Below are 22,938 nucleotides of genomic sequence, written 5' to 3' on the forward strand. Positions count from 1 at the left end.
CATCGCCCGGTGGCGCTGCGCTTACCGGGCCTACGAGGTATGAGCCTGTGAGAGGGAACTGTAGGCCGGGTAAGGCGTAGCCGCCACCCGGCACAAAATCGGCTCCGTGCCCGCAGTGCTTGCCCGGAGGCGCGGCGCTTTCCAGACCTACAGCTACGTGTATTTATTTGATATATAAGTGTTATCTGGTAAAGGTGAGTGTAGCGCCACCTGAAAAACACGTGGCGCAGCAGGTAGCCCGGATAAGGCGCAAGCCGCTATCCGGGGGAAGATTAACTGAACAGGGCGGTGATGGAGGCGCTGGCGAGGGAATGGAAATGGACGTTAAAGCCGACCATTGCGCCGCTGGCCTCGGCATCCACCTCAATTTTCTCAACGTCCAGGGCGTGGACGGTAAAGATATAGCGGTGGGTCTCGCCCTTCGGCGGCGCCGCGCCGCCGTATCCCGCCTTGCCAAAATCGGTACGGGTCTGAACGGCCTCTTCCGGCAGCTCCGCCTGACCGGAACCGGCCCCCTGCGGCAGGACACGCGTATCCGCAGGCAGGTTAGCCACCACCCAGTGCCACCAGCCGGAGCCGGTCGGTGCATCCGGATCGTAGCAGGTCACCACAAAGCTTTTGGTTCCTGCGGGCACATCATCCCACATCAGATGCGGCGAAATATTGTCGCCATCGTAGCCCATGCCGTTGAAGACGTGACGATTAGGCAGCTTACCGCCGTCCTGGAGATCGTGACTGATCAGTTTCATGCTTCATCCTCATTGATAATGCGCTGATTAACCAGGAAGTGTAGCCTGCACCACGACGCAATTCCGCTATTTATTCGCTAAAAAATGTTTCGTCCTGCACCGCCAGGTTAACGGCGCGGGTCAGGCGGGACAGCTGTTCAGGCGTGATGATATACGGCGGCATCAGGTAGATCAGGTGGCCAAACGGTCGGATCCACACCCCCTGCTCGACGAAAAAGCGCTGCAGGGCAGCCATATTGACCGGGCGACAGGTTTCAACCACGCCAATAGCGCCCAGCACGCGGACGTCGGCGACCAGGGCGGATCCCCGCGCCGGAGCCAGCTCGGTCTGCAGCTGGGCTTCAATCGCCGCCACCTGCCGCTGCCATTCGCCGCTCTCCAGCAGGCGCAGGCTTTCGCTGGCCACCGCGCAGGCCAGCGGGTTGCCCATAAAGGTTGGGCCGTGCATAAAGCAGCCGGCTTCACCGTTGCTGATGGTTTCCGCCACCTCGCGGGTGGTCAGCGCGGCGGAGAGGGTCATGGTGCCGCCGGTCAGCGCCTTGCCCAGACACAGAATATCGGCGGCGATACCGGCGTGCTCGCAGGCGAACAGCTTGCCGGTGCGGCCAAAGCCGGTGGCAATCTCATCGGCGATCAGCAGTATTCCTTCCCGGTCGCACATTTTACGCACCCGCTTCAGCCACTCCGGATGGTACATCCGCATCCCGCCCGCGCCCTGGACGATCGGTTCGAGGATCACCGCGGCGATGTCGTGACGGTGCGCGGCCATCAGGCGGGCAAAGGGCACCATATCCATTTCATCCCACTCGCCGTCAAAGCGGCTCTGCGGCGCGGGGGCGAACAGGTTATCCGGCAGATAGCCCTGCCACAGGCTGTGCATCGAGTTCTGCGGATCGCAGACTGACATCGCGCCGAAGGTATCGCCGTGATAGCCGTTGCGGAAGGTCATGAAACGACGACGCGGTTGGCCTTTCGCCTGCCAGTACTGCAGGGCCATTTTCATCGCCACCTCAACCGCTACCGAACCGGAGTCGGCGAGGAAAACGCACTCCAGCGATTGCGGGGTCATTGCCACCAGCTGACGACACAGCGCCACCGCCGAGGGGTGAGTGATCCCGCCGAACATCACGTGCGACATCTGGTCGATTTGCGCTTTCATCGCCGCATTAAGACGCGGGTGATTGTAGCCGTGGATCGCCGCCCACCAGGAGGACATACCGTCAATCAGCTGTTCGCCGCCGGCGAGGGACAGCTCGCAACCGTGGGCGGAAACCACCGGGTAGACCGGCAGGGGGGAAGTCATAGAGGTGTAGGGGTGCCAGATATGGCGCCGATCGAAGGCGAGATCGTCCAGGGTCATAAGCGACTTGTAAACCATTTTGAAAACATTTAGGTTTACAAGTCTACACTGAACTGACTTACAATGAAACGTACACAAAATATTTCGCGCAGCATCGAGGCGGCAAGCGAGAACATCCCCAGCAGCATAGTTCACTATCTGACAGGGGTGTGCGAGTGCAGCCAACAAAGAGGCTGTGTGAAACAGGTAGTGTACGACCTTTGGAGAGGAAAATGGCTCACCACCCCCGCTGGACAATGTCGCAAGTTACGGAATTATTTAATAAACCGCTGATCGACCTGCTATTCGAAGCGCAGCAAATCCATCGTCAACACTTTGATCCGCGCCAGGTGCAGGTCAGCACCCTGCTGTCGATCAAGACCGGCGCCTGCCCGGAAGATTGTAAATATTGTCCGCAGAGCGCGCGCTATAAAACGGGTCTCGAAACCGAGCGCCTGATGGAGGTCGAGCAGGTTCTGGAGTCCGCCCGTCAGGCAAAAAACGCCGGCTCCACGCGTTTTTGCATGGGAGCGGCGTGGAAAAACCCCCACGATCGCGATATGCCCTATCTGGAGCAGATGGTGAAAGGGGTGAAGGCTCTGGGGCTGGAGTCGTGCATGACGCTCGGCACTCTGACCGACAGCCAGGCGCAGCGCCTGGCCGAGGCGGGCCTCGATTACTACAACCACAACCTTGATACCTCGCCGGAATTTTACGGCAACATCATCACCACCCGCACCTACCAGGAGCGCCTGGATACCCTGGACAAAGTGCGTGACGCCGGGATCAAAGTCTGCTCCGGCGGTATCGTCGGGCTGGGGGAGACCGTGAAAGACCGCGCCGGCCTGCTGCTGCAGTTGGCCAACCTGCCCACGCCGCCGGAAAGCGTGCCCATCAACATGCTGGTAAAAGTCAAAGGTACGCCGCTGGCGGATAACGACGACGTCGACGCTTTCGATTTTATTCGCACTATCGCCATCGCGCGCATCATGATGCCCACCTCTTACGTGCGTCTCTCCGCCGGCCGCGAGCAGATGAACGAGCAGACCCAGGCGATGTGCTTTATGGCCGGGGCGAACTCCATTTTCTACGGCTGCAAGCTGTTGACCACGCCGAACCCGGAAGAGGACAACGATCTGCAGCTGTTCCGCAAGCTGGGGATCAACCCGCAACAGACGGCGGTGCTGGAAGGCGACAATGAGCAGCAGCAGCGTCTGGAGCAGGCCTTACTCACCCCGGACACTGAGGAATATTACAACGCGGCGGCGCTATGACCTGGCAGCAGCGAATCGATCGGGCGCTGGACGAGCGACGGGCGGCGGATGCCCTTCGCCGCCGCCTGCCGGTGACGCACGGCGCCGGGCGCTGGCTGGAGCGGGAAGGGGAGCGCTGGCTTAACTTCTCCAGTAATGACTATCTCGGCCTGAGCCAGCATCCGGCGATTATCGCCGCCTGGCAGCAGGGGGCGGAACGTTATGGCGTCGGTTCCGGGGGCTCGGGACACGTAAGCGGCTATAGCGAGGCCCACCGCGCGCTGGAAGAGGAACTTGCCGACTGGCTGGGCTACCCGCGCGCATTGCTGTTTATCTCCGGCTTTGCCGCCAATCAGGCGCTGATCGCCGCCCTGGCGGATAAAGAGGATCGGATTGTGGCCGACCGCCTGAGCCACGCCTCCCTGCTGGAGGCGGCCAGTCTGAGCCCGGCGCAGCTACGCCGTTTCGGCCACAACGATCCGCAACAGCTCGCTCAACTGCTGGCTAAGCCGCTGGCGGGCGAACAGTTGGCGGTCACCGAAGGCATTTTCAGCATGGACGGCGACAGCGCGCCGCTGGCGGCCATTTACGCCGCGGCGCAGGCCGCCGGGGCGCTATTGCTGGTGGATGATGCCCACGGCGTCGGCGTGGTCGGCGACGAAGGACGCGGGAGCTGCGCCGCGCAGGCGGTGCGCCCTGAGCTGCTGGTGGTTACCTTCGGCAAGGCGTTCGGCGTCAGCGGCGCGGCGGTGCTGTGCGATGACGCGCTGGCCGATTATCTGCTGCAGTTTGCCCGCCATCTGATCTACAGCACCGCGATGCCGCCCGCCCAGGCGGTGGCGCTGAGCGCCGCGCTGCAGGTGATACGCAGCGATGAAGGCCAGCGCCGTCGCGACACCCTGGCCGCCCGTATCCGTCAGTTCCGCGCGGGGATGGGCGAGACGTCGCTGGGTTTGACCGACTCCGTCAGCGCGATCCAGCCGCTGATCGTCGGCGATAACGGGCGGGCGCTGAGCCTGGCCAGCCGTCTGCGCGACGCGGGCTGCTGGGCAACGGCGATCCGTCCACCGACGGTGCCGGTCGGCAGCGCTCGTCTGCGCCTGACCCTGACCGCCGCCCATCAGGCTGAGGACATTAACCGTTTACTGGAGGTGCTGCATGGCCACGGTGAATAAGCAGGCGGTCGCCGCGGCGTTTGGCCGGGCGGCCAGCGGCTATTCGCAACATGATGAACTGCAGCGGCGCAGCGCGGAACTGCTGCTGCGCCAGCTGGCGCGTCGCGATTTTCCCCGGGTGCTGGATGCCGGCTGCGGCCCAGGCAGCATGAGCCGCCGCTGGCGTGAGGCGGGCAGCGTGGTGACCGCGCTGGATCTCTCCCCCGGGATGCTGGCCCAGGCGCAGCGTAACGACGCCGCCCAGCATTACCTGCTGGGCGACATTGAGGCGCTGCCGCTGCCCGACGCCTGCGTCGATCTGGCGTGGAGCAATCTGGCGGTGCAGTGGTGCGACGATCTGCGCGCAGCCCTTGGCGAGCTGTACCGGGTGGTACGTCCCGGCGGCAGCGTGGCGTTTAGCACGCTGCTGGCCGACTCGCTGCCGGAGCTCAATCAGGCGTGGCAGGCCATCGACGACCGGCCGCATGCCAACCGTTTTCTCAGCGAAGCGGCGGTGCGCGAGGCGCTGAGCGGCCTGCGGGCGTCCGGCGAGGTGCATCAGATTAGCCTGCCGTTCGTCGATGCGCTGAGCGCCATGCGATCGCTGAAGGGCATCGGCGCCACCCATTTGCACCAGGGGCGGGCATCGGCCCCGCTTAGCCGCGGCAAACTGCGCGAGCTACAGCTGGCCTGGCCGCAGCGGCAGGGCGTCTGCCCGCTGACGTATTCTCTTTTTACAGGAGTCATTGAGCGTGACTAAACGTTTTTTTGTCACCGGGACCGATACTGAAGTCGGGAAAACCATCGCCAGCAGCGCCCTGCTGCAGGCGGCGAATCAGCTGGGTTTTCACACCGCCGGCTACAAGCCGGTGGCTTCCGGCAGCGAGCTTACCGCCGCCGGGCTGCGTAATGAAGACGCGCTGGCGCTGCAGCGTCATAGTCGGGTCGCGCTGCGCTATGAGCAGGTTAACCCGTATACCTTCGCCGAGCCGACCTCACCGCATATCATCAGCGCCGACGAAGGACGGCCGATCGCCGCGGCGAGGCTCTCCAGCGGGCTGCGCGAGTTAGAACGCCTCGCCGACTGGGTGCTGGTGGAAGGGGCCGGCGGCTGGTTTACGCCGCTTTCGGAAACCCTGACCTTCGCCGACTGGGCGCAGGTGGAGCAGCTGCCGGTGATTCTGGTGGTGGGCGTCAAGCTCGGCTGCATCAACCACGCGATGCTTACCGCCCAGGCGGTACGCCAGGCGGGGCTGCCGCTCGCGGGGTGGATCGCCAATGACGTGCTGCCGCCGGGCAAGCGCCACGCCGAGTATCTGGCGACCCTGAAAAACCGGCTGGCCGCGCCGTTCCTCGGTGAAATACCGTGGCTTGCCGATATCGCGCAGCGCGACGATCTCGGCCAGTATCTGGACCTCAGGGCGCTGGATCCGGCGTCATCCACTGCGCCAGCAGCGGTTCATCCAGCGCCATAATATCGCCTTCGGCGACGTTACGGCCCCGGTGCAAAACACAGAAACGATCCGCCACCCGGCGGATAAAGGGCAGGTGCTGCTCGGCGAGCAGCACCGTCAGGCCGATATCGCGATTCAACCGCAGCAGCAGATCCGCCAGCTTTTGCAGACAGCGCGGCCCTCTGCCGCGCGAGGGTTCATCAAGGATCAGCAGCCGCGGCTGGACAATCAGCGCCCTGGCCAGCGCCAGCTGGTACTGATCGTCGTCGCTCAGCGAGGCGCCTTTGCGCTGCCGTAGGGCATAGAGTTCGGGAAAATGTTCATAGATTTCGCCGCCGCTGGCGTTAGCCCCGGGTTTCCCGGCCGCGAGGGCAATATGTAGATTCTCTTCCACGCTGAGCTGGGAGAAGATGCGTTTATCCTGCGGCACATAGCCGATACCGATGGCACTGCGCGACTGGGCCGACAGGGGGGTGAGATCCTGCGGCGGGGCGCCAATGTCATGCCAGGTCATCCGGCCGCTGGCCACCGGCAGATGCCCGGCAATGCAGTTAACCAGGGTGGTTTTTCCCATGCCCTCGCGTCCCAGTACGCCAATGCACTCCCCCGGGCGTAGTTCAAGATCGACATTCCACAGCGAATGCTGGTTGCCGTAAAAGTGATTTACTGCCTGTAAATTCAACATGGACGTTTTCTCCTTATCCTGGCGTCAGGGCGACAGAAAGATGCTGCAAAACTCTTGCCAGGAAAAAGAACGCTCGGAAAAAAACGCTAAACGCCGATACCATCAGGCACAGCCAGCGCCGGGGCTGCACTTTTCCGGTGCCCGACGCTAAAGGGTGGTGCAAAAAGCAGCAAAAATCGAGCGGCTTTAAGCGGATAGTTATCAAAAATAGTTCGATAAAAATTTTTCGCCGCGCGATTTAGGCCGCCAGACGATTTGCGCCGGGCGGCGGCGGTCTTGGGCTGCAGACAGTTATCCACTATTCCTGTGGATAACCTTGTGTATTAGAGTTAGAAAACCTGCGGTAAGCTAGAGCGTACGCGGCTTGCGGCTGAATTGGCGCGAAAGGCATCTTTTCTTTAAAAGCATTAAATATCAGCTTGTTAGATAAAATCAATGGGTGTAAGAAAAGCGTCATCTTCTGCCATAAAACTTTCACCCGTCCGCTTGACAAATGTTAAAAGGTAAAAATTTCTGGGGATAACCCTGACGGCCGGAGGATTATTCCGCCCGGCGCGCGTTTTATATCCCGGTTGCCGGCAAAAAAGGCCAAATCGTGGCGCTATCATAATCACGTACTGTTTAAATATCCAGTATATTTTGTTGGCAAAAAACGGCCCGAGGGGTAGAATTAAACACCGGCCGCTAAATCTTTTTCAGGTTCTGATTGATGAGTAAATCGTTTGTTCTGCATTCCGCGTTTCGCCCCTCCGGAGACCAACCGGAAGCCATCCGCCGCCTGGAAGAGGGGCTGGAGGATGGGCTCGCGCATCAAACGCTGCTGGGGGTCACCGGCTCCGGTAAAACCTTTACCATCGCCAACGTGATTGCCGATCTGCAGCGGCCGACGATGGTGCTGGCGCCAAACAAAACCCTGGCGGCCCAGCTCTACGGCGAGATGAAAGAATTTTTCCCCGAGAATGCCGTCGAGTATTTCGTCTCCTACTACGATTACTACCAGCCGGAAGCTTACGTCCCCAGCTCAGATACCTTCATTGAGAAGGACGCCTCGGTAAACGAACATATCGAGCAGATGCGCCTGTCGGCCACTAAAGCGCTGCTTGAGCGGCGCGATGTGGTGGTGGTGGCCTCGGTCTCGGCTATCTACGGCCTCGGCGACCCGGACCTGTATCTGAAAATGATGTTGCATCTGACGGTGGGGATGCTGATTGACCAGCGGGCGATCCTGCGCCGCCTGGCCGAGCTGCAGTATACCCGCAACGATCAGGCCTTCCAGCGCGGCACCTTCCGCGTGCGCGGCGAGGTGATCGACGTCTTCCCGGCGGAATCCGACGATATCGCCCTGCGCATTGAGCTGTTTGACGAAGAAGTTGAGCGCCTGTCGCTGTTCGACCCGCTTACCGGCCATGTGGAATCGACGGTGCCGCGCTACACCATTTATCCCAAGACGCACTACGTGACGCCGCGGGAACGCATCGTCCAGGCGATGGAAGAGATTAAGCTGGAGCTGGCGGAGCGGCGCAAGGTGCTGCTGGCCAACAACAAGCTGCTGGAAGAGCAGCGCTTAACCCAGCGCACCCAGTTCGACCTCGAAATGATGAACGAGCTGGGCTACTGCTCGGGCATTGAAAACTACTCGCGCTTCCTCTCCGGGCGCGGGCCAGGCGAGCCGCCGCCCACCCTGTTCGACTACCTGCCGGCAGACGGCCTGCTGGTGATCGACGAATCCCACGTCACGGTGCCGCAGATCGGCGGCATGTACCGCGGCGACCGGGCGCGCAAAGAGACGCTGGTGGAGTACGGCTTCCGCCTGCCGTCGGCGCTGGATAACCGGCCGATGAAGTTTGAAGAATTCGAAGCGCTGGCGCCGCAAACCATCTACGTGTCGGCGACCCCCGGCGCCTACGAGCTGGATAAATCCGGCGGCGAGGTGGTGGATCAGGTGGTGCGTCCGACCGGTCTGCTGGACCCGATCATCGAAGTGCGGCCGGTGGCCACCCAGGTCGACGACCTGCTGTCGGAGATCCGCCTGCGCACGGCCATCAACGAGCGCGTGCTGGTCACCACCCTCACCAAGCGGATGGCGGAAGACTTAACCGAGTACCTTGAGGAGCACGGCGAGCGGGTGCGCTATCTGCACTCGGATATCGACACCGTCGAACGTATGGAGATTATTCGCGACCTGCGTCTTGGCGAGTTTGACGTGCTGGTGGGGATCAACCTGCTGCGTGAGGGGCTGGATATGCCGGAGGTGTCGCTGGTGGCGATCCTCGATGCGGACAAAGAGGGCTTCCTGCGCTCCGAACGCTCGCTGATCCAGACCATCGGCCGCGCGGCGCGCAACGTCAACGGCAAGGCTATTCTGTACGGCGATAAGATCACTCCCTCGATGGCGAAAGCCATCGGCGAGACGGAGCGGCGACGGGAGAAACAGCAGCGCTACAACGAAGAGCATGGCATCGTGCCGCAGGGGCTGAACAAGAAAGTGGTGGATATCCTGCAGCTGGGCCAGAGCCTGGCGAAAACCAAAGCCAAAGGGCGCGGTAAAGCGAAGGCCGTCGAGCCTGCCGGGCTCAGCGGCGTGGATATGACGCCAAAAGCGCTGCAGCAGAAAATCCACGAGCTGGAAGGGCAGATGATGCAGCACGCGCAGAACCTCGAGTTCGAAGAGGCGGCGCAAATTCGCGACCAGCTGCATCAGCTGCGCGAACTGTTTATCGCCGCCTCCTGAGTGTTGGCGCATACCGCCGAACGGGGATAGGCGAGGGGGCAGTGAAGGTACGGCGCTGCGCTGACCGTTCCGCAGCCAGATAACCCACGGCGGAGAAGAAAAAAGGCCGCAAAGCGGCCTTCTTAATGTTTGCTTAATCTCGCCAGGCGACACTATCCTCAACCTGATGAGGATAGTGCCCATGCAAAAAATCAACTTCCGTGAATATCTGGCGGTCGCCACCGCCCTGGTCATTATTGTTGCCTTCTTCCATCAGTGGGTGCTGACGTTCTGACCCGCGCGCCGCGGGAATAACACCCACGCGCGGACCCCTGGCCCCGGCTGGCGGTTATGCAAAAAGAACTGGGCGTCATGCAGCTGAGCGATGCGCGTGACGATGCTCAGTCCGAGCCCTATGCCGCCGTAGCGACTGTCCATGCGTACAAAGGCCTTACTGAGTTCGCCGCTTTTCGCCTCATCAATTCCCGGTCCTTCATCTTCCACTGCCATCACCGGCATCAGACCCGCTTTCACCGACACGCGGATCGTCGACCCTTGCGGGCTGTAGCGATGGGCATTCTCCACCAGATTGCGCAGAATGACGCGGATGAGCGTCGCGTCGCCAGAGACGACGGCCTCGCTTTCGACATCCGTCAGCAGCAGCCGTTGCTGGCGCTCGGCCAGCATGGTCTCCAGCTCATCCTGCAGCGGTTTGACCACGTCATCCAGCAGCAGCACCTGCTGATAGCTGCCGGCGGAAAAGGACTGACCGACGCGCGCCAGCTGCAGCAGCTGCGAAATGCTGGTGGTCATCTGGTCGAGGCGCTGGATCAGCGGGTCGACGCCCATGCCATGCACTTTCGCCAGCAGCTCAAGGTGCAGCCGCAGCCCGGCCAGCGGGGTGCGCAACTCGTGCGCCACGTCGGCGGTAAACAGCCGTTCGCGGTCAAGGGTCAGATTGAGGCGGGAAACCAGCTGATTCAGGGCGGTGGTCACCGCCGTCACTTCGGGTACCGATTCGCTGAGCACGATGGGGGTGAGGTTGTCCGGCGTGCGACTCTCCAGCTCGCTTTGCAGACGTGAAAGCGGGCGGGTGATTTTGCGTACCGCCAGCATGCTGATGTACAGCGCCAGACCCACGATCAACAGGCTCGGCACCAGCAGGCTGGCGACCGCTTCCCTTACCTCATGCTCCACATGCTTCTGATTGTTGTGCCCTTCGATGGCGCTGGCCACCAGCAACTGGATCTGCTCTTTGCTCTCATGCCATAGCCAGAAGACGCTGATCAGCTGACAGACCACCAGAATGGCGCCGATGGTCAACAGCAGCCGGTGGCGCATGGTCCAGTTTTCGGTTGCAAACAGAGCCATGGTCTATTCCGTCTCGTTGTGGTTAGCCAGCATATAGCCGAAGCCCCTGACGGTGCGGATCCGCGATTTGCCAATCTTATCGCGCAGGTTGTGGATATGCACTTCCAGGGTATTGGTCGCTGGCTCATTGTCCCAGCTGTAGATATCGTTGTAGAGGATCTCGCGATGTACCGGGCTGCCGGCTTTCATCATTAGTCGCGATAGCAGGGCATACTCCTTCGGCGTCAGATCCAGCGCCGTCTCACCGAGCCACACCTGGCGACGGGTGACGTTGAGGCGCAGGTCGCCGACGCTGATTTCGTTATCGCCCTGATTATTATGCCGACGGAGCAGGGCGCGAATGCGCGCGTTCAGCTCTTCCAGGGCAAAGGGTTTCACCAGATAGTCATCCGCGCCGGTGTCGAGACCGCTAATGCGATCCTCAAGGGTATCGCGGGCGGTGAGGATCAGCACCGGCTGGGTCATTTTCTCCCGTCGCATGCGGGCGAGAAAATGCAGGCCGTCTTCGTCCGGCAGGCCAAGATCGAGCACGATCAGGCTATAGTGATTGCTGGCCAGCGACAGCGCCGCTTCGTGCGCTGTGGAGACGCCGTCGCACACGTATCCTTCACTTTGCATCGCCAGGATTAACCCCTGCAACAGCAGCGCATCGTCTTCAATGACTAAGATTTTCATCAACCAGCCTCTCTACATGGCGTTAAAATATCATCTGCCGCCTGGTACTCGTGGGTGCTGACGCCGAGCAGGCCGAGCAGGGTGGAGAACAGATTATCCTGCGAGTAATTCTCTTTTTTCGCTCGCTGCTGCAGACACTGCGCGGAAATGCCGTAGCGTTGCTGGTAGTCGGCAGAGAGCCACATCACCATCGGCACGTGTTTCTGCGTATCCGGCGCGATAGAGTACGGCAGACCATGCAAATAGACCCCATCTTCCCCTAACGACTCGCCGTGGTCGGAAAGATACACCAGGCTGGTAGTGAATTTGTCCTGTTTCGCCTGCAGGAGTTTTATCGCTTTATCCACCACGTGGTCGACGTACAGGATGGTGTTGTCATACGTGTTGGTCAACTGCTCCCGGGTACAGCCCTGGATCTCATTGGTGTCGCAGGTTGGGGTGAATTTTTTGAATTCAGCCGGATAGCGATTGTAGTACGTCGGCCCATGGCTGCCGATGGTATGCAGCACAATAATGCCATCCTGTTGCAGGTTATCGATATAGCTGTCGAGATGATGGAACAGCACGTCATCGTAGCACTCGCCGTCGATGCACTGCCCGGTTAGCTTCAGATCGGTCACGTTCTGGTGCGGTACCCGATCGCAGGCCCCCTTGCAGCCGCCATCGTTGTCGTTCCACAGCACCTGAATGCCGGCGCGCTGCAGAATATCCAGCACCCCTTCCTGATGGTGGGCCAGCTCTTCGTCATAGTGCGCGCGCGGCATATTGGAGAACATGCACGGCACCGAGACCGCCGTGGCGGTTCCGCAGGAGGTGGTGTGCGGGAAGTAGATCACCCCGTCCTGTTGCATCAGCGGGTTGGTGTCGCGCGGATATCCGCTCAGCGAGAAGTTGTCCGCCCGGGAAGTTTCGCCCAGCACCACAATCGTCAGGTTCTTACGGGGACCGTTATGCATCACCGGTTTCTGTTTGGCATCTTCGCCAATCTTCACCAGCGGCAGGTTGTCCATGCGATGGTGCGCATACCAGGAGTTCACCGCCACAATGCTGTTGGAGGGGCTCAGGGATTTCACCAGCTCCTTGTTGTTGCGAAACAGCGAGGCATAGTCTTTATAAAAGAGGACGGCAATCAGGACGATCAGCAGCGCGGAGGCCACCATATTCACCAGGCGCCAGGCCACGCCGCGCCATAGCGTGGCCGGTTTACGAATTTTAACCCACCAGGCGACCAGCACCGCCAGCACCCCGGAGAGTCCAAGGACAACGATCATTTCGCCGGAGAGCAGGGCAAAGCTCTCCGCTGGGGTGGTGTCGAGGATGTTGGTGATCATGCTGCGGTCGATCACCACGCCGAAGCTCCAGATGAAGTACTGCGCCGATGCGCTGAGCAGAATAAAAAGGCTAATCACCAGCCGGTCAAGCTTGAGGAACGAGGCGAGGGTGGTGAGGATATTCATCACGCTGAATGCCACCAGCGGCATACTCAGAAACACCAGCGCGGTGTGCAGGTTGTTCACCGGCAGCAGCGTATACGCCTGGCGGTAGAAGGCGAGGTTAAGAAAAAGCCCGATATAGACCGCGAAAATAATCAGATAAGTCGTGCGGCTGACGATCGGCCGACGCAGAGGCAATAACGACATAGTACATACCCACAGGAAGAGATAAGGGTATAGTGCCAGCTCTGTTTTAAGACAACCTTAAGATTTTAAGGTGCGCCGAAAGCCGAGCCTTCGGCGCGCAGGATCAGCCCGGCAGCTGGAGCGCTTTCTCCAGCGCCCCGCGAAGCAGCGCCCGGTCATGGCGATAGGGCACGTCGCTGGCTTCCAGCGGCGTCTGGATCACCAGCCGGTCGTCGATGCCGCTGATATCGGCTTTTGGGCCGGCGATGACTGCATCCACCACCCGCTTGCCCACGTAGCGCTCCATAATCGCGATGCGCTCCGCCAGCGACAGCCTCGCGGCCGGGCTGTGCTCTTTGCCGAGGTTATCAATAAACACCATCGGCGCCGGAGTGCGGCGCAGCGCCTGGGCCATCTCGTCAAGCAGCAGGATCGGCAGCAGGCTGGTATAGAAACTGCCCGGGCCGATGAGGATCAGATCGGCTTCGGCGATGGCCTCTACCGCCTCGCGGGTGGCCGGTACCGGCGGGGTGAGCATCAGCTCCTGCGGCACGCTATCCAGCTGATCGATATTCACTTCACCGTATACTTCATGGCCTTCATGATCGAGCGCCATCAAATCCACCGGTTGTTCCGACATCGGAATAAGAAAAGCGTCCACTTTGAGCAGGTTTCTGATCAAATTGATCGCTTCTAACGGCCGCACGCTGAGGTGATCCAGCGCCTTTAACATCAGATTTCCCAGGTTATGGCCGGAAAGCTCGCCATTGCCGCTAAAACGGTACTCAAACATCGCCGACGCCACGCTCGGCTCGGCGATTAACTGATTGATGCAGTTGCGCATATCGCCCCAGGCAATGCCGCCTTCCGAGCGGCGGATCCGCCCGGTGGATCCCCCGTTGTCGGTGGTGGTCACAATGCCGGTCAGCCGTGAGCCCAGCGAGGAGAGGGAGGACATCACCCGACCCAGACCATGCCCGCCGCCGAGCGCCACCACCCGATCCAGGTCAGCGAATGTACGATTGCGCATAGAAATTCCTTATTTCACATAAACGGCCACACACTACCCGATCTACCCCTAAAAGACGATGGGAGGAGCCCGACAAACTGACCGATATCAAGGCAAAAAGATGATTTATGGCTATTCTGTAACGAAAATGCACGAAGGTAGCGATATATACAAGAATATATAGCGAAATCGCAAATGGCGAAACCGCCTGGAACGCGCTACTATCGGCATAACCTGTTAACACTCTAGCCTCTTCGCCTGTGTCAAAAGATATGGCGGTTTGGCCGCGACGCCGCCGGTTGTCGCCAGGGCGTGGGAAGAAATGACCGCGTCTCCCGTATTTGGAAAGGTGTATATGGCCTCACAGCTTACCGATGCATTCGCGCGTAAGTTTTATTACCTGCGTCTGTCGATTACCGATGTGTGCAATTTCCGTTGCACCTACTGCCTGCCGGATGGTTACAAGCCCGGCGCCGTCAATAACAACGGCTTTCTCAGCGTAGACGAAGTGCGCCGGGTTACGCGCGCTTTCTCCGCGCTGGGCACTGAAAAAGTTCGCCTCACCGGTGGGGAACCCTCCCTGCGCCGTGACTTCACCGAGATCATCGCCGCCGTGCGTGAAAACCCGGCGATCCGTCAGATTGCCGTCACCACCAACGGTTACCGCCTGGCGCGCGATGTCGAACGCTGGCGCGATGCCGGGCTGACGGCGATCAACGTCAGCGTCGATAGCCTCGACGCCCGCCAGTTCCATGCCATCACGGGTCAGGACAAATTCCACCAGGTGATGGACGGGATTGACGCCGCTTTCGCCGCGGGCTTTGACAAGGTGAAGGTGAATACCGTGCTGATGCGCGATGTTAACCATCACCAGCTTGATACCTTCCTCGCATGGATCCAGCCGCGTCGAATTCAGCTGCGGTTTATTGAGCTGATGGAAACCGGCGAGGGCAGCGACCTGTTCCGCCGTCACCATCTCTCCGGCATGGTGCTGCGCGACGAGCTGCTGCGCCGCGGCTGGATCCACCAGATCCGCCAGCGCAGCGATGGTCCGGCGCAGGTCTTTTGTCATCCGGACTACGCCGGCGAGATCGGCCTCATCATGCCGTACGAAAAAGACTTCTGCGCCACCTGCAACCGTCTGCGCGTCTCCTCCGTCGGCAAACTGCACCTGTGCCTGTTTGGCGAAGGCGGCGTCGACCTGCGCGACCTGATGGCCGATGATCGGCAGCAGGCGGCGCTGGAAGCGCGGATCGCCGAAGCCTTAACCCACAAAAAGCAGACCCATTTCCTGCATCAGGGCAACACCGGCATTACGCAGAACCTGTCCTATATTGGCGGATAATCGTATTCGAAAGGAGCATTCAGATGAGCCAGGCTAGCGCTGAGTTTATTCCGACCCGTATTGCTATTCTTACCGTTTCCAGTCGTCGCGGCGAAGAGGACGACACTTCCGGCCACTGGCTGCGTGAGGCGGCGCAGGAGGCGGGGCACCATGTCGTCGATAAGGCGATAGTCAAAGAGAACCGCTACGCCATCCGCGCCCAGGTATCGGTGTGGATCGCCAGCGATGAGGTGCAGGTGGTGTTGATCACCGGCGGGACCGGGTTCACCGAAGGGGACCAGGCGCCGGAAGCGCTGCTGCCGCTGTTTGACCGTGAGGTGGAAGGTTTTGGCGAAGTGTTCCGCATGCTGTCGTTCGAAGAGATCGGTACCTCGACGCTGCAGTCCCGGGCGGTGGCCGGCGTCGCCAACCACACGCTGATCTTCGCCATGCCGGGCTCGACGAAAGCCTGCCGCACCGCGTGGGACAACATTATTGCCCCGCAGCTGGATGCCCGCACCCGTCCTTGTAATTTTATTCCTCACCTGAAGAAATAATTTATGTCACAACTGACCCATATTAACGCCGCGGGCGAAGCCCATATGGTGGATGTCTCCGGCAAAGCGGAAACGGTGCGCGAAGCGCGCGCTGAGGCTTATGTCGAGATGCAGGCGACGACCCTGGCGATGATTATCGACGGCAGCCACCATAAAGGCGACGTTTTCGCCACTGCGCGTATCGCCGGGATCCAGGCGGCCAAGCGCACCTGGGAGCTGATCCCGCTGTGCCATCCGCTGATGCTCAGCAAAGTGGAAGTCAATCTGCAGGCGCAGCCGGAACATAACCGGGTGCGCATCGAATCGCTCTGCCGCCTGACCGGCAAAACCGGCGTCGAGATGGAAGCCCTTACCGCCGCCTCGGTTGCCGCGCTGACCATTTACGATATGTGCAAAGCGGTGCAGAAGGATATGGTGATTGGCCCGGTGCGTCTGCTGGCGAAAAGCGGCGGCAAGTCCGGCGATTTTAAGGTGGACGAACGCCATGATTAAGGTTCTGTTTTTTGCCCAGGTGCGCGAGCTGGTGGGTACTGATTCGCTGACTCTCGACGCCAGCGACCTGGCCACCGTTGAGGCTGTGCGTCAGCAGCTTGCCGCTCGCGGCGATCGCTGGGCGCTGGCCCTGGAGGAGGGCAAACTGCTGGCGGCGGTTAACCAGACGCTGACCGCCTTTGACCATCCTGTCGCCAGCGGGGATGAAGTGGCGTTCTTCCCGCCGGTTACCGGAGGCTGACATGACGCAAACTCGTATCGTCGTTAGCCCAGCGCGCTTTAGCGTCGGCGAGGAGTATCCCTGGCTGGCCGAACGCGATGAAGACGGCGCGGTGGTCACCTTCACCGGCAAAGTGCGCAATCACAACCTCGGCGACAGCGTGAAAGCGCTGACCCTCGAGCACTATCCGGGGATGACCGAGAAATCGCTGGCGGAGATCGTCGACCAGGCGCGCGAGCGCTGGCCGCTGGGCCGGGTGACCATTATCCATCGCATCGGCGAAATGTGGCCGGGGGAAGAGATTGTGTTTGTCGGCGTCACCAGCGCCCACCGCGGCAGCGCCTTCGCCGCCGGCGAGTTTATGATGGACTACCTGAAAACCCGCGCGCCGTTCTGGAAACGCGAGGCGACGCCGGAGGGCGAGCGCTGGGTCGACGCCCGCGACAGCGATCGCCAGGCGGCAGAGCGCTGGTAGTGTGATACGCTTACAGAGTGAAACTTTGTTAATCAGGAGAGAGTCATGGACAGATATCCGCGTTCCGATTCAATAGTGCAGGGCCGCAGCGGCCTGCAGACTTATATGGCGCAGGTGTACGGCTGGATGACGGTTGGCCTGCTGCTGACGGCGTTTATCGCGTGGTTTGCGGCTAACACCCCGGCGGTGATGATGTTCGTCTTTTCGAGCAAAATCACCTTCTTCGGGCTGATCATCGCCCAGCTGGCGCTGGTGTTTGTGCTGTCGGGGATGGTACAGCGGCTGAGCGCCGGGATGGCGACCACCCTGTTTATGCTCTATTCGGCGCTCACCGGGCTGACGCTGTCGAGCATTTTTATCGCCTATACCTACTCCTCTATCGCCAGCACCTTTGTGGTCACTGGCGGGATGTTCGGGGCGATGAGCCTTTACGGCTACACCACTAAACGCGACCTGAGCGGCTTCGGCAGCATGCTGTTTATGGGGCTGATTGGCATCGTGCTGGCGTCGCTGGTAAACCTGTGGCTGAAGAGCGAGGCGCTGATGTGGGCCGTGACCTACATTGGGGTGGTGCTGTTTGTCGGCTTGACCGCCTACGACACCCAGAAGCTGAAAAATATCGGCGAGCAGATTGATATCCGCGACAGCGCCACGCTGCGTAAATACTCGATCCTCGGCGCCTTAACGCTGTATCTGGATTTCATCAACCTGTTCCTGATGCTGCTGCGTATTATGGGCAATCGCCGCTAACCTCTTTATATCAAGGGGTTGCATCTCAGAACGCCCGGCAAGCGTAACGCCGCCGGGCAAGCATTGATTACCTTCCAGGCAACCCTCTTGCGCCGTTTTTTTGCCGGGTGGCGGCTGCGCCTGACCCGGCCTACAGGGTTCGTGCGACCTGTCGTTGATTTACCCACTTGTGCGACTGAAACTGCCGGTGCTGACGGCCTCAAAATCGCTGAGACGTTCCCGGAAGGCCGGGGCAGCCCGCATGTTCAGGCCCATGCAAGCGCAGCGCCGCCGGGCGAGACGCCAGGCGCAGTACCCGTGAAGTTGCCGGATGACGGCTGTGCCTTACCCGGCCTGGAGGACCCTCTCACAGGCTCACACCTCGTAGGCCCGCGCAAGCGCAGCGCCGCCGGGCGATTTCACTCGCGGGCCAGCTTGCGCTGGTTCTTTTGCCGCAGCTTTTTCGCCCGACTCTCCAGCAGCAGATAGGCCACCGTCGCCAGCAGCAGCGGCAGGAAATAATAGAGCGCGCGCCAGGCGAGGAGGGCGGCGATGATCGCCCCCTTCGAAATCTCTTCCCCGGAGAGCATGGCGATAAACACCGCCTCCAGCACGCCAATCCCGGCCGGGATGTGGATAATCACCCCGGCGATACTGCTCACCAGCAGTACTCCCAATACCAGGAAATAGTTAATCTCGCTGCCCAACAGCAGCCAGATGATCGCCCCCATCGCCATCCAGTTCGCCGCCGAGACCCCCATCTGCAGCAGCGCGAATCGCCAGGAGGGCAGCACCAGCCGCTGGCCTTTGATCGTCAGGTGACGGCGTTTGGCGAACGCGCAGCCGAAGAGATAGCACAGCGTGAGAAATAGCATCGCTCCGCCGATAATCCGCAGGGTGGTCTGGCTGATGTACCAGTGCGACGGCAGCTTCACCAGATCCGCCGTAAAGATCACCCCACCGAGCAGGATATAGCCCAGCCAGTTGGTGGTGATGCTTAAGGAAAAAATACGGGTGATGGTGCTATTGTTCAGCCCCAGCCGGGAGTACAGTCGGTAGCGCATGCCGATGCCGCCGACCCAGGTGCTGAGGGTCAGGTTGAAGGCATAGCAGATAAACGACACCAGCATTACCTGGCGTTTCGCCAGCTTGTGTCCGCACCAGGCGCGGCCAAGCAGATCGTAGCAGCCGTAGATCAGATAGCTGACGATGACCAGCGCAATGGCGCTGAACAAGGCCAGCCGATCGTAGCCGCGGATCACCTTCCACACTTCCTGCCAGTCGACCTTCTGCGCGTAAATCACCAGCAGGACGATCACGGCGATAAAAAAGAGCACGGTCAGCACTCTTTTTGCCATCCGCCAGCGCGGGTGCGATTTGCTCATAGTGGATTATCCCTGGTAGGTGACTCGACGCGATCCTGCGTTTCAATTTCCGGTTGCACCGGCGGGCTAACCCTGGCCAGCCGCGGAGTATGGGCCGGCAGCCAGCCGACCCACGCCGGAAAGTGGCGCAGAAAGTGGAAGGCCATCACGCTCACCCCCAGCCGCCACCAGTTGCGTTTCGGCAGCATTGCTTTATCGATCCGCTGGCAATCCCGGGCGATAAGCCCGTTAAGGTTATCGCGCAGCGTCTGGTTAAACACCCTGTCGTGGATGATCAGATTGGCTTCCAGATTCAGCGACAGGCTGAGCGGGTCCAGGTTGCTCGACCCGACGGTGGCCCAGTGGTCGTCCGCCAGGGCGACTTTGCCATGCAGCGGACGGCGGCGATATTCGTAGATCTGCACGCCGCCTTTGACGAGGTAGTGATAGAGCAGGTGGGCGCCAAATTTCACAATTGGAATATCCGGTTCGCCCTGGACGATCAGCTTCACCCGCACCCCGCGCCGCGCGGCATTGCGCATCGCATGCAGCAGACGATAGCCGGGGAAAAAATAGGCGTTCGCGATTATCACCTCCCGGCGGGCGCTGGTCAGCATCTTCAGGTAGTGGCGTTCGATATCGTCGCGGTGATCCTGATTATCGCGCCAGACGAACAGCGCCTGCGCCTCGCCGGGGGTCTGGTTGATCTCCGGCTGATGGCGACGACGGCGCCACCAGCGGCGGGCGGTTTCGCTGTTGGGCAGATTCTCCAGTTCGAACTGCAGAATATCGAGCACCACCGGCCCCTCGACCTGCACCGTGTAATCCTGCTTCGCCTCCGGGCCATAGTCGCTCATATGTTCTGCGGAGTAGTTGATGCCGCCGACAAAGGCGGTGGTGTCGTCGATCACCACGATTTTACGGTGCATGCGACGGAACAGGTTAGTGCGCATTCCCATCAGCTTAGGGCGCGGGTCGTAATAGCGGAAAATCACCCCGGCGGCGGTCAGTTCACCGACAAACTCATCGCTAAGATCCGGCGAGCCGTAGCCGTCAAGCAGCACTTCCACCTGGATGCCGCGGCGGGCGGCCTTCAGCAGAACCGCGTGCAGCCGCCGGCCGACCTCATCTTCAAACCAGATAAAGGATTCGAGGATCACCCGCCGGCTGGCGCGACCGATGGCCGCAAACAGCGCCGGATAGTACTGGTCGCCGTTCTCCAGTAGCGTAATGCGGTTGCCTTCCTGCCAACGACATTTCACAAATGAATCTCCACGCTAAGGGGTGCATGATCGGACAGATGCCGCCACTGTTTGAGGGCCAGCGCCTTCGGGCGGCTGGCGTGGGCGTTCTTGACGTAAATGCGATCGAGGCGCAGCAGCGGAAAACTAACCGGAAAGGTGCGCGCCGGGCGTCCGCGGGCGCGGGTAAAAATCTCTTCCAGCCCCGCCTGGGCTTTTAACGGCTGGTTAGCCTGCTGACGCCAGTCGTTAAAATCCCCGGCCACCACCACCGGCTCGCCGGCGGGCAGGGTGTTGACCCATTCCGTCAGCATCCCCAGCTGCGCCTGCCGCTGGTCGGCACGCAGTCCGAGATGAACGCAAATGACGTGAATCGTGACGCCGCTCTGAGGCGGCACGATGCGGCAGTACAGCAGGCCGCGTTTCTCCCCGTTGCCGACCGAGATATCGCGATTCTCATAGTATTCAATCGGGAAGCGCGACAGCACGGCATTGCCATGGTGACCTTCCGGATAGACCGCGTTGCGCCCATAGGCGTAGTCGCTCCACATGGTGTCGGCGAGAAATTCGTAATGGGTCGTATCTGGCCAGTTTTCGATATGCAGCGGGTGAACTTCGTGAGCGCCCATCACTTCCTGCAGGCAAACTATGTCAGCGCTGACGCTGCGAACGGCTTCACGCAGCTCGGGCAAAATAAAACGCCGATTAAACGCCGTAAAGCCTTTATGGGTGTTAATTGTCAGCACGTTCAACGAAAATCCCGACGTTGGCTCAGCCATAATTCTCCAGTAAATGTCACTTTCCTGAATAAAATAGTGTAGTAGACGTCACAAAAAGATGCGGTGTTACGGAATTTTCCGTAAAGTGCGGTACTCTGAGTAGCAGAGAAAAATCCTTCAGGAGAGAAGCCATGAAGTGGCAACAACGTGTACGCGTCGCAACAGGTCTTAGTTGCTGGCAGATTATGTTGCATCTACTGGTCGTGGCAGTGCTGGTGATGGGATGGATGAGCGGCGCGCTGGTGCGCGTCGGATTAGGGCTGTGCGTCCTCTACAGCGTCACGCTGCTGGCGATGCTGTTTCTGCAGCGTCATCACGAGGCGCGCTGGCGCGATGTGGGAGACTTCCTTGAGGAGCTCACCACCACCTGGTACTTCGGCGCCGCCATGATAGCGCTGTGGCTGCTGTCGCGCGTGCTGCACAACAACCTGCTGCTGGCCCTCGCCGGGCTGGTGATACTGGCAGGCCCGGCGGTGGTCTCGCTGCTGGCGAAAGATAAAAAATTACGCAATCTTTCTTCGGAACATCGCATACGCCGCTGAGCCGGTGGTGGCCGCTATGACCAGTAGCGGCCACAAACTTCCCCACACAATCTCCAGACTCGCATCCTTCAGATAAATTTGCTTGGTGATATCGGTAAAGTGGCGGATCGGGTTTATCCACGTCAGATCCTGCAGCCACTGCGGCATGTTTTCCACCGGTGAAACGTAGCCGGAGAGAAGAATCGCCGGCATCATAAAGACGAACACGCCGATAAACGCCTGCTGCTGCGTGGCGCACAGCGATGAGATTAATAAGCCAAAGCCCACCAGCGATAGACCGTAAATCACCATGGTGAAATAGAACAGCAGCAGCGAGCCGGCAAACGGGATCTGATAGGCCCAGATACCAATCGCCAGCACGATAGTCGCCTGCAGGGTGGCGACGATCAGCGCCGGCACCGCTTTACCGACAAAGATTTGCCAGGTGGCGAGAGGCGAGACCAGCAGCTGATCGAGGGTGCCCTGCTCGCGCTCGCGGGCCACCGACAGCGAGGTGACGATCATCACCCCGATGGTGGTGATCATGGCGATGAGCGACGGCACCACGAACCACTTGTAGTCGAGATTCGGGTTATACCAGTTGCGCACCACCAGTTCGCTATTGTTCGGCTTCGCTTTGTCCTCCAGCAGTTCCTGCTGGTAATTTTTCACGACCTGCTGCAGATAGTTGGCGGCGATTTGCGCACTGTTGGAGTTGCGTCCGTCGAGCAGGAGCTGCAGCGGGGCGGTTTGATAGTTGTCGAGGTTGCGTGAGAAATCCGCCGGGAAGCGCACCACCAGCAGGGCTTTTTGTTCATCGATGGTCGGCTGGATCGCCTGCGGGCTTTTCAGCAGCAGGACGTGGGTAAAGGCTTTGGCGCGGGCAAAGCGCTGAGTGAGTTCCACCGCGTGGCGACCGCTGTCCTCGTTATAGATGGCGATGGTGGCGTTGGTCACCTCCAGCGTCGCGGCAAAGGGAAACAGCAGCACCTGAATCAGCACCGGCATGATTAAAATCGCCCGCGTCTGCGGTTCGCGCAGCAGCGACTGCAGCTCTTTGCGGATCAATGTCCATAAACGGTGAAACATAATAGCTCCTTTGGCCCATTCAACAACGCCGGGCGGCACTGCGTTTGCCCGGCCTACGGGTTCGGCGAACCGTATAATCGATGTTGGTTAAACCCTAGGCCCGGTCAGCGCAGCGCCACCGGGCAAAAC

Annotated in this window: 24 protein-coding genes and 1 riboswitch; of the genes, 12 read left to right on the forward strand and 12 right to left on the reverse strand. The window is 60.3% G+C overall.

The window, feature by feature from the left end; translation table 11 throughout:
• Positions 1–272: 272 nt before the first annotated feature.
• Both ABLX76_RS16145 and bioA read right to left on the reverse strand, forming a co-directional pair.
• Positions 273–749, reverse strand: coding sequence for a kinase inhibitor (locus ABLX76_RS16145; RefSeq protein ID WP_002895575.1), 477 nt, complete (start codon positions 747–749; stop codon positions 273–275).
• Positions 750–819: 70 nt separating this feature from the next.
• Positions 820–2,109 (reverse strand): adenosylmethionine--8-amino-7-oxononanoate transaminase, encoded by a 1,290-nt coding sequence (gene bioA, locus ABLX76_RS16150; RefSeq protein ID WP_348874901.1) that lies wholly within the window; start codon positions 2,107–2,109, stop codon positions 820–822.
• 212 nt (positions 2,110–2,321) lie between these two features.
• Between bioA and bioB the strand changes: the two genes are divergently transcribed.
• The 4 genes from bioB to bioD are packed head-to-tail and all read left to right on the forward strand — an operon-like array spanning position 2,322 to position 5,970.
• Complete coding sequence (gene bioB, locus ABLX76_RS16155) at positions 2,322–3,362, forward strand: biotin synthase BioB (protein ID WP_065881927.1); 1,041 nt, start codon at positions 2,322–2,324, stop codon at positions 3,360–3,362.
• Positions 3,359–4,516 carry an 8-amino-7-oxononanoate synthase gene (bioF, locus tag ABLX76_RS16160; RefSeq protein WP_348874869.1) on the forward strand — a complete coding sequence of 386 codons (1,158 nt, stop codon included), beginning with the start codon at positions 3,359–3,361 and terminating at the stop codon, positions 4,514–4,516. Before bioB ends, bioF begins: the two co-directional genes overlap by 4 nt.
• On the forward strand, positions 4,500–5,255 hold the full coding sequence (bioC, locus tag ABLX76_RS16165; RefSeq protein WP_048297102.1) for a malonyl-ACP O-methyltransferase BioC: 756 nt from the start codon (positions 4,500–4,502) through the stop codon (positions 5,253–5,255). Before bioF ends, bioC begins: the two co-directional genes overlap by 17 nt.
• Positions 5,248–5,970 (forward strand): dethiobiotin synthase, encoded by a 723-nt coding sequence (gene bioD / locus ABLX76_RS16170; protein WP_348874871.1) that lies wholly within the window; start codon positions 5,248–5,250, stop codon positions 5,968–5,970. The genes bioC and bioD overlap by 8 nt, the downstream gene beginning before the upstream one ends.
• Here bioD and ABLX76_RS16175 read toward each other — a convergent pair.
• Together ABLX76_RS16175 and ABLX76_RS16180 are read right to left on the reverse strand one after the other, a co-directional pair.
• Positions 5,912–6,634, reverse strand: a complete 723-nt coding sequence (locus ABLX76_RS16175) for an ATP-binding cassette domain-containing protein (RefSeq protein WP_017900923.1) — start codon at positions 6,632–6,634, stop codon at positions 5,912–5,914. The two genes, bioD and ABLX76_RS16175, sit on opposite strands and share 59 nt — an antisense overlap.
• 86 nt (positions 6,635–6,720) lie before the next feature.
• A complete protein-coding gene (locus ABLX76_RS16180; RefSeq protein ID WP_032428688.1) occupies positions 6,721–6,933 on the reverse strand; it encodes a hypothetical protein in 213 nt (70 codons plus the stop codon).
• Between the two features lie 410 nt (positions 6,934–7,343).
• Between ABLX76_RS16180 and uvrB the strand changes: the two genes are divergently transcribed.
• Entirely contained in the window at positions 7,344–9,365 is a 2,022-nt protein-coding gene (gene uvrB / locus ABLX76_RS16185; RefSeq protein WP_004886127.1) for an excinuclease ABC subunit UvrB, read from the forward strand.
• 252 nt (positions 9,366–9,617) lie between these two features.
• Here the strand turns inward: uvrB and pmrB are convergent, their stop codons facing one another.
• From pmrB to yvcK, 4 genes are all read right to left on the reverse strand, one after another.
• Positions 9,618–10,715 carry a two-component system sensor histidine kinase PmrB gene (gene pmrB, locus ABLX76_RS16190; protein ID WP_023288917.1) on the reverse strand — a complete coding sequence of 366 codons (1,098 nt, stop codon included), beginning with the start codon at positions 10,713–10,715 and terminating at the stop codon, positions 9,618–9,620.
• A 3-nt stretch (positions 10,716–10,718) separates the two neighbouring features.
• Entirely contained in the window at positions 10,719–11,390 is a 672-nt protein-coding gene (gene pmrA / locus ABLX76_RS16195) for a two-component system response regulator PmrA (protein ID WP_023288918.1), read from the reverse strand.
• Positions 11,390–13,030 carry a phosphoethanolamine transferase EptA gene (gene eptA / locus ABLX76_RS16200; RefSeq protein ID WP_348874873.1) on the reverse strand — a complete coding sequence of 547 codons (1,641 nt, stop codon included), beginning with the start codon at positions 13,028–13,030 and terminating at the stop codon, positions 11,390–11,392. Before eptA ends, pmrA begins: the two co-directional genes overlap by 1 nt.
• Before the next feature lie 103 nt (positions 13,031–13,133).
• Positions 13,134–14,039, reverse strand: a complete 906-nt coding sequence (gene yvcK, locus ABLX76_RS16205; RefSeq protein WP_023288920.1) for a uridine diphosphate-N-acetylglucosamine-binding protein YvcK — start codon at positions 14,037–14,039, stop codon at positions 13,134–13,136.
• 208 nt (positions 14,040–14,247) lie between these two features.
• A riboswitch (molybdenum cofactor riboswitch) is annotated at positions 14,248–14,386 on the forward strand.
• On the opposite strand from yvcK, the gene moaA reads away from it, so the two are divergent.
• From moaA to ABLX76_RS16235, 6 genes are all read left to right on the forward strand, one after another.
• Entirely contained in the window at positions 14,374–15,363 is a 990-nt protein-coding gene (gene moaA / locus ABLX76_RS16210; protein WP_017900173.1) for a GTP 3',8-cyclase MoaA, read from the forward strand. Its footprint overlaps the riboswitch before it by 13 nt.
• Positions 15,364–15,386: 23 nt before the next feature.
• On the forward strand, positions 15,387–15,899 hold the full coding sequence (gene moaB, locus ABLX76_RS16215; protein WP_065881914.1) for a molybdenum cofactor biosynthesis protein B: 513 nt from the start codon (positions 15,387–15,389) through the stop codon (positions 15,897–15,899).
• A 3-nt stretch (positions 15,900–15,902) separates the two neighbouring features.
• Entirely contained in the window at positions 15,903–16,391 is a 489-nt protein-coding gene (gene moaC, locus ABLX76_RS16220) for a cyclic pyranopterin monophosphate synthase MoaC (RefSeq protein WP_004886142.1), read from the forward strand.
• On the forward strand, positions 16,384–16,632 hold the full coding sequence (gene moaD, locus ABLX76_RS16225) for a molybdopterin synthase sulfur carrier subunit (RefSeq protein WP_023288922.1): 249 nt from the start codon (positions 16,384–16,386) through the stop codon (positions 16,630–16,632). The genes moaC and moaD overlap by 8 nt, the downstream gene beginning before the upstream one ends.
• A gap of 1 nt (position 16,633) precedes the next feature.
• A complete protein-coding gene (gene moaE / locus ABLX76_RS16230) occupies positions 16,634–17,086 on the forward strand; it encodes a molybdopterin synthase catalytic subunit MoaE (RefSeq protein WP_023288923.1) in 453 nt (150 codons plus the stop codon).
• A 45-nt stretch (positions 17,087–17,131) separates the two neighbouring features.
• On the forward strand, positions 17,132–17,836 hold the full coding sequence (locus ABLX76_RS16235) for a Bax inhibitor-1/YccA family protein (protein WP_023288924.1): 705 nt from the start codon (positions 17,132–17,134) through the stop codon (positions 17,834–17,836).
• A gap of 398 nt (positions 17,837–18,234) precedes the next feature.
• Here the strand turns inward: ABLX76_RS16235 and ABLX76_RS16240 are convergent, their stop codons facing one another.
• Genes ABLX76_RS16240 through ABLX76_RS16250 form a run of 3 tightly spaced genes read right to left on the reverse strand, consistent with a single transcriptional unit; the run spans position 18,235 to position 21,199 of the window.
• A complete protein-coding gene (locus ABLX76_RS16240) occupies positions 18,235–19,200 on the reverse strand; it encodes a lysylphosphatidylglycerol synthase domain-containing protein (protein ID WP_023288925.1) in 966 nt (321 codons plus the stop codon).
• Positions 19,197–20,441 (reverse strand): cardiolipin synthase ClsB, encoded by a 1,245-nt coding sequence (clsB, locus tag ABLX76_RS16245; protein ID WP_048334482.1) that lies wholly within the window; start codon positions 20,439–20,441, stop codon positions 19,197–19,199. The genes ABLX76_RS16240 and clsB overlap by 4 nt, the downstream gene beginning before the upstream one ends.
• On the reverse strand, positions 20,438–21,199 hold the full coding sequence (locus ABLX76_RS16250) for an endonuclease/exonuclease/phosphatase family protein (protein ID WP_023288927.1): 762 nt from the start codon (positions 21,197–21,199) through the stop codon (positions 20,438–20,440). The genes clsB and ABLX76_RS16250 overlap by 4 nt, the downstream gene beginning before the upstream one ends.
• 131 nt (positions 21,200–21,330) lie before the next feature.
• Here ABLX76_RS16250 and ABLX76_RS16255 point away from each other — a divergent pair, with 131 nt between their 5' ends.
• Positions 21,331–21,741 carry a YbhQ family protein gene (locus tag ABLX76_RS16255; RefSeq protein ID WP_012542390.1) on the forward strand — a complete coding sequence of 137 codons (411 nt, stop codon included), beginning with the start codon at positions 21,331–21,333 and terminating at the stop codon, positions 21,739–21,741.
• Here ABLX76_RS16255 and ABLX76_RS16260 read toward each other — a convergent pair.
• A complete protein-coding gene (locus ABLX76_RS16260; protein ID WP_023288928.1) occupies positions 21,703–22,809 on the reverse strand; it encodes an ABC transporter permease in 1,107 nt (368 codons plus the stop codon). The genes ABLX76_RS16255 and ABLX76_RS16260 overlap by 39 nt on opposite strands.
• Between the last annotated feature and the right edge of the window lie 129 nt (positions 22,810–22,938).

This window comes from Klebsiella sp. JB_Kp004, assembly GCF_040065795.1.
Classification (GTDB): Bacteria; Pseudomonadota; Gammaproteobacteria; order Enterobacterales; family Enterobacteriaceae; genus Klebsiella; species Klebsiella quasipneumoniae.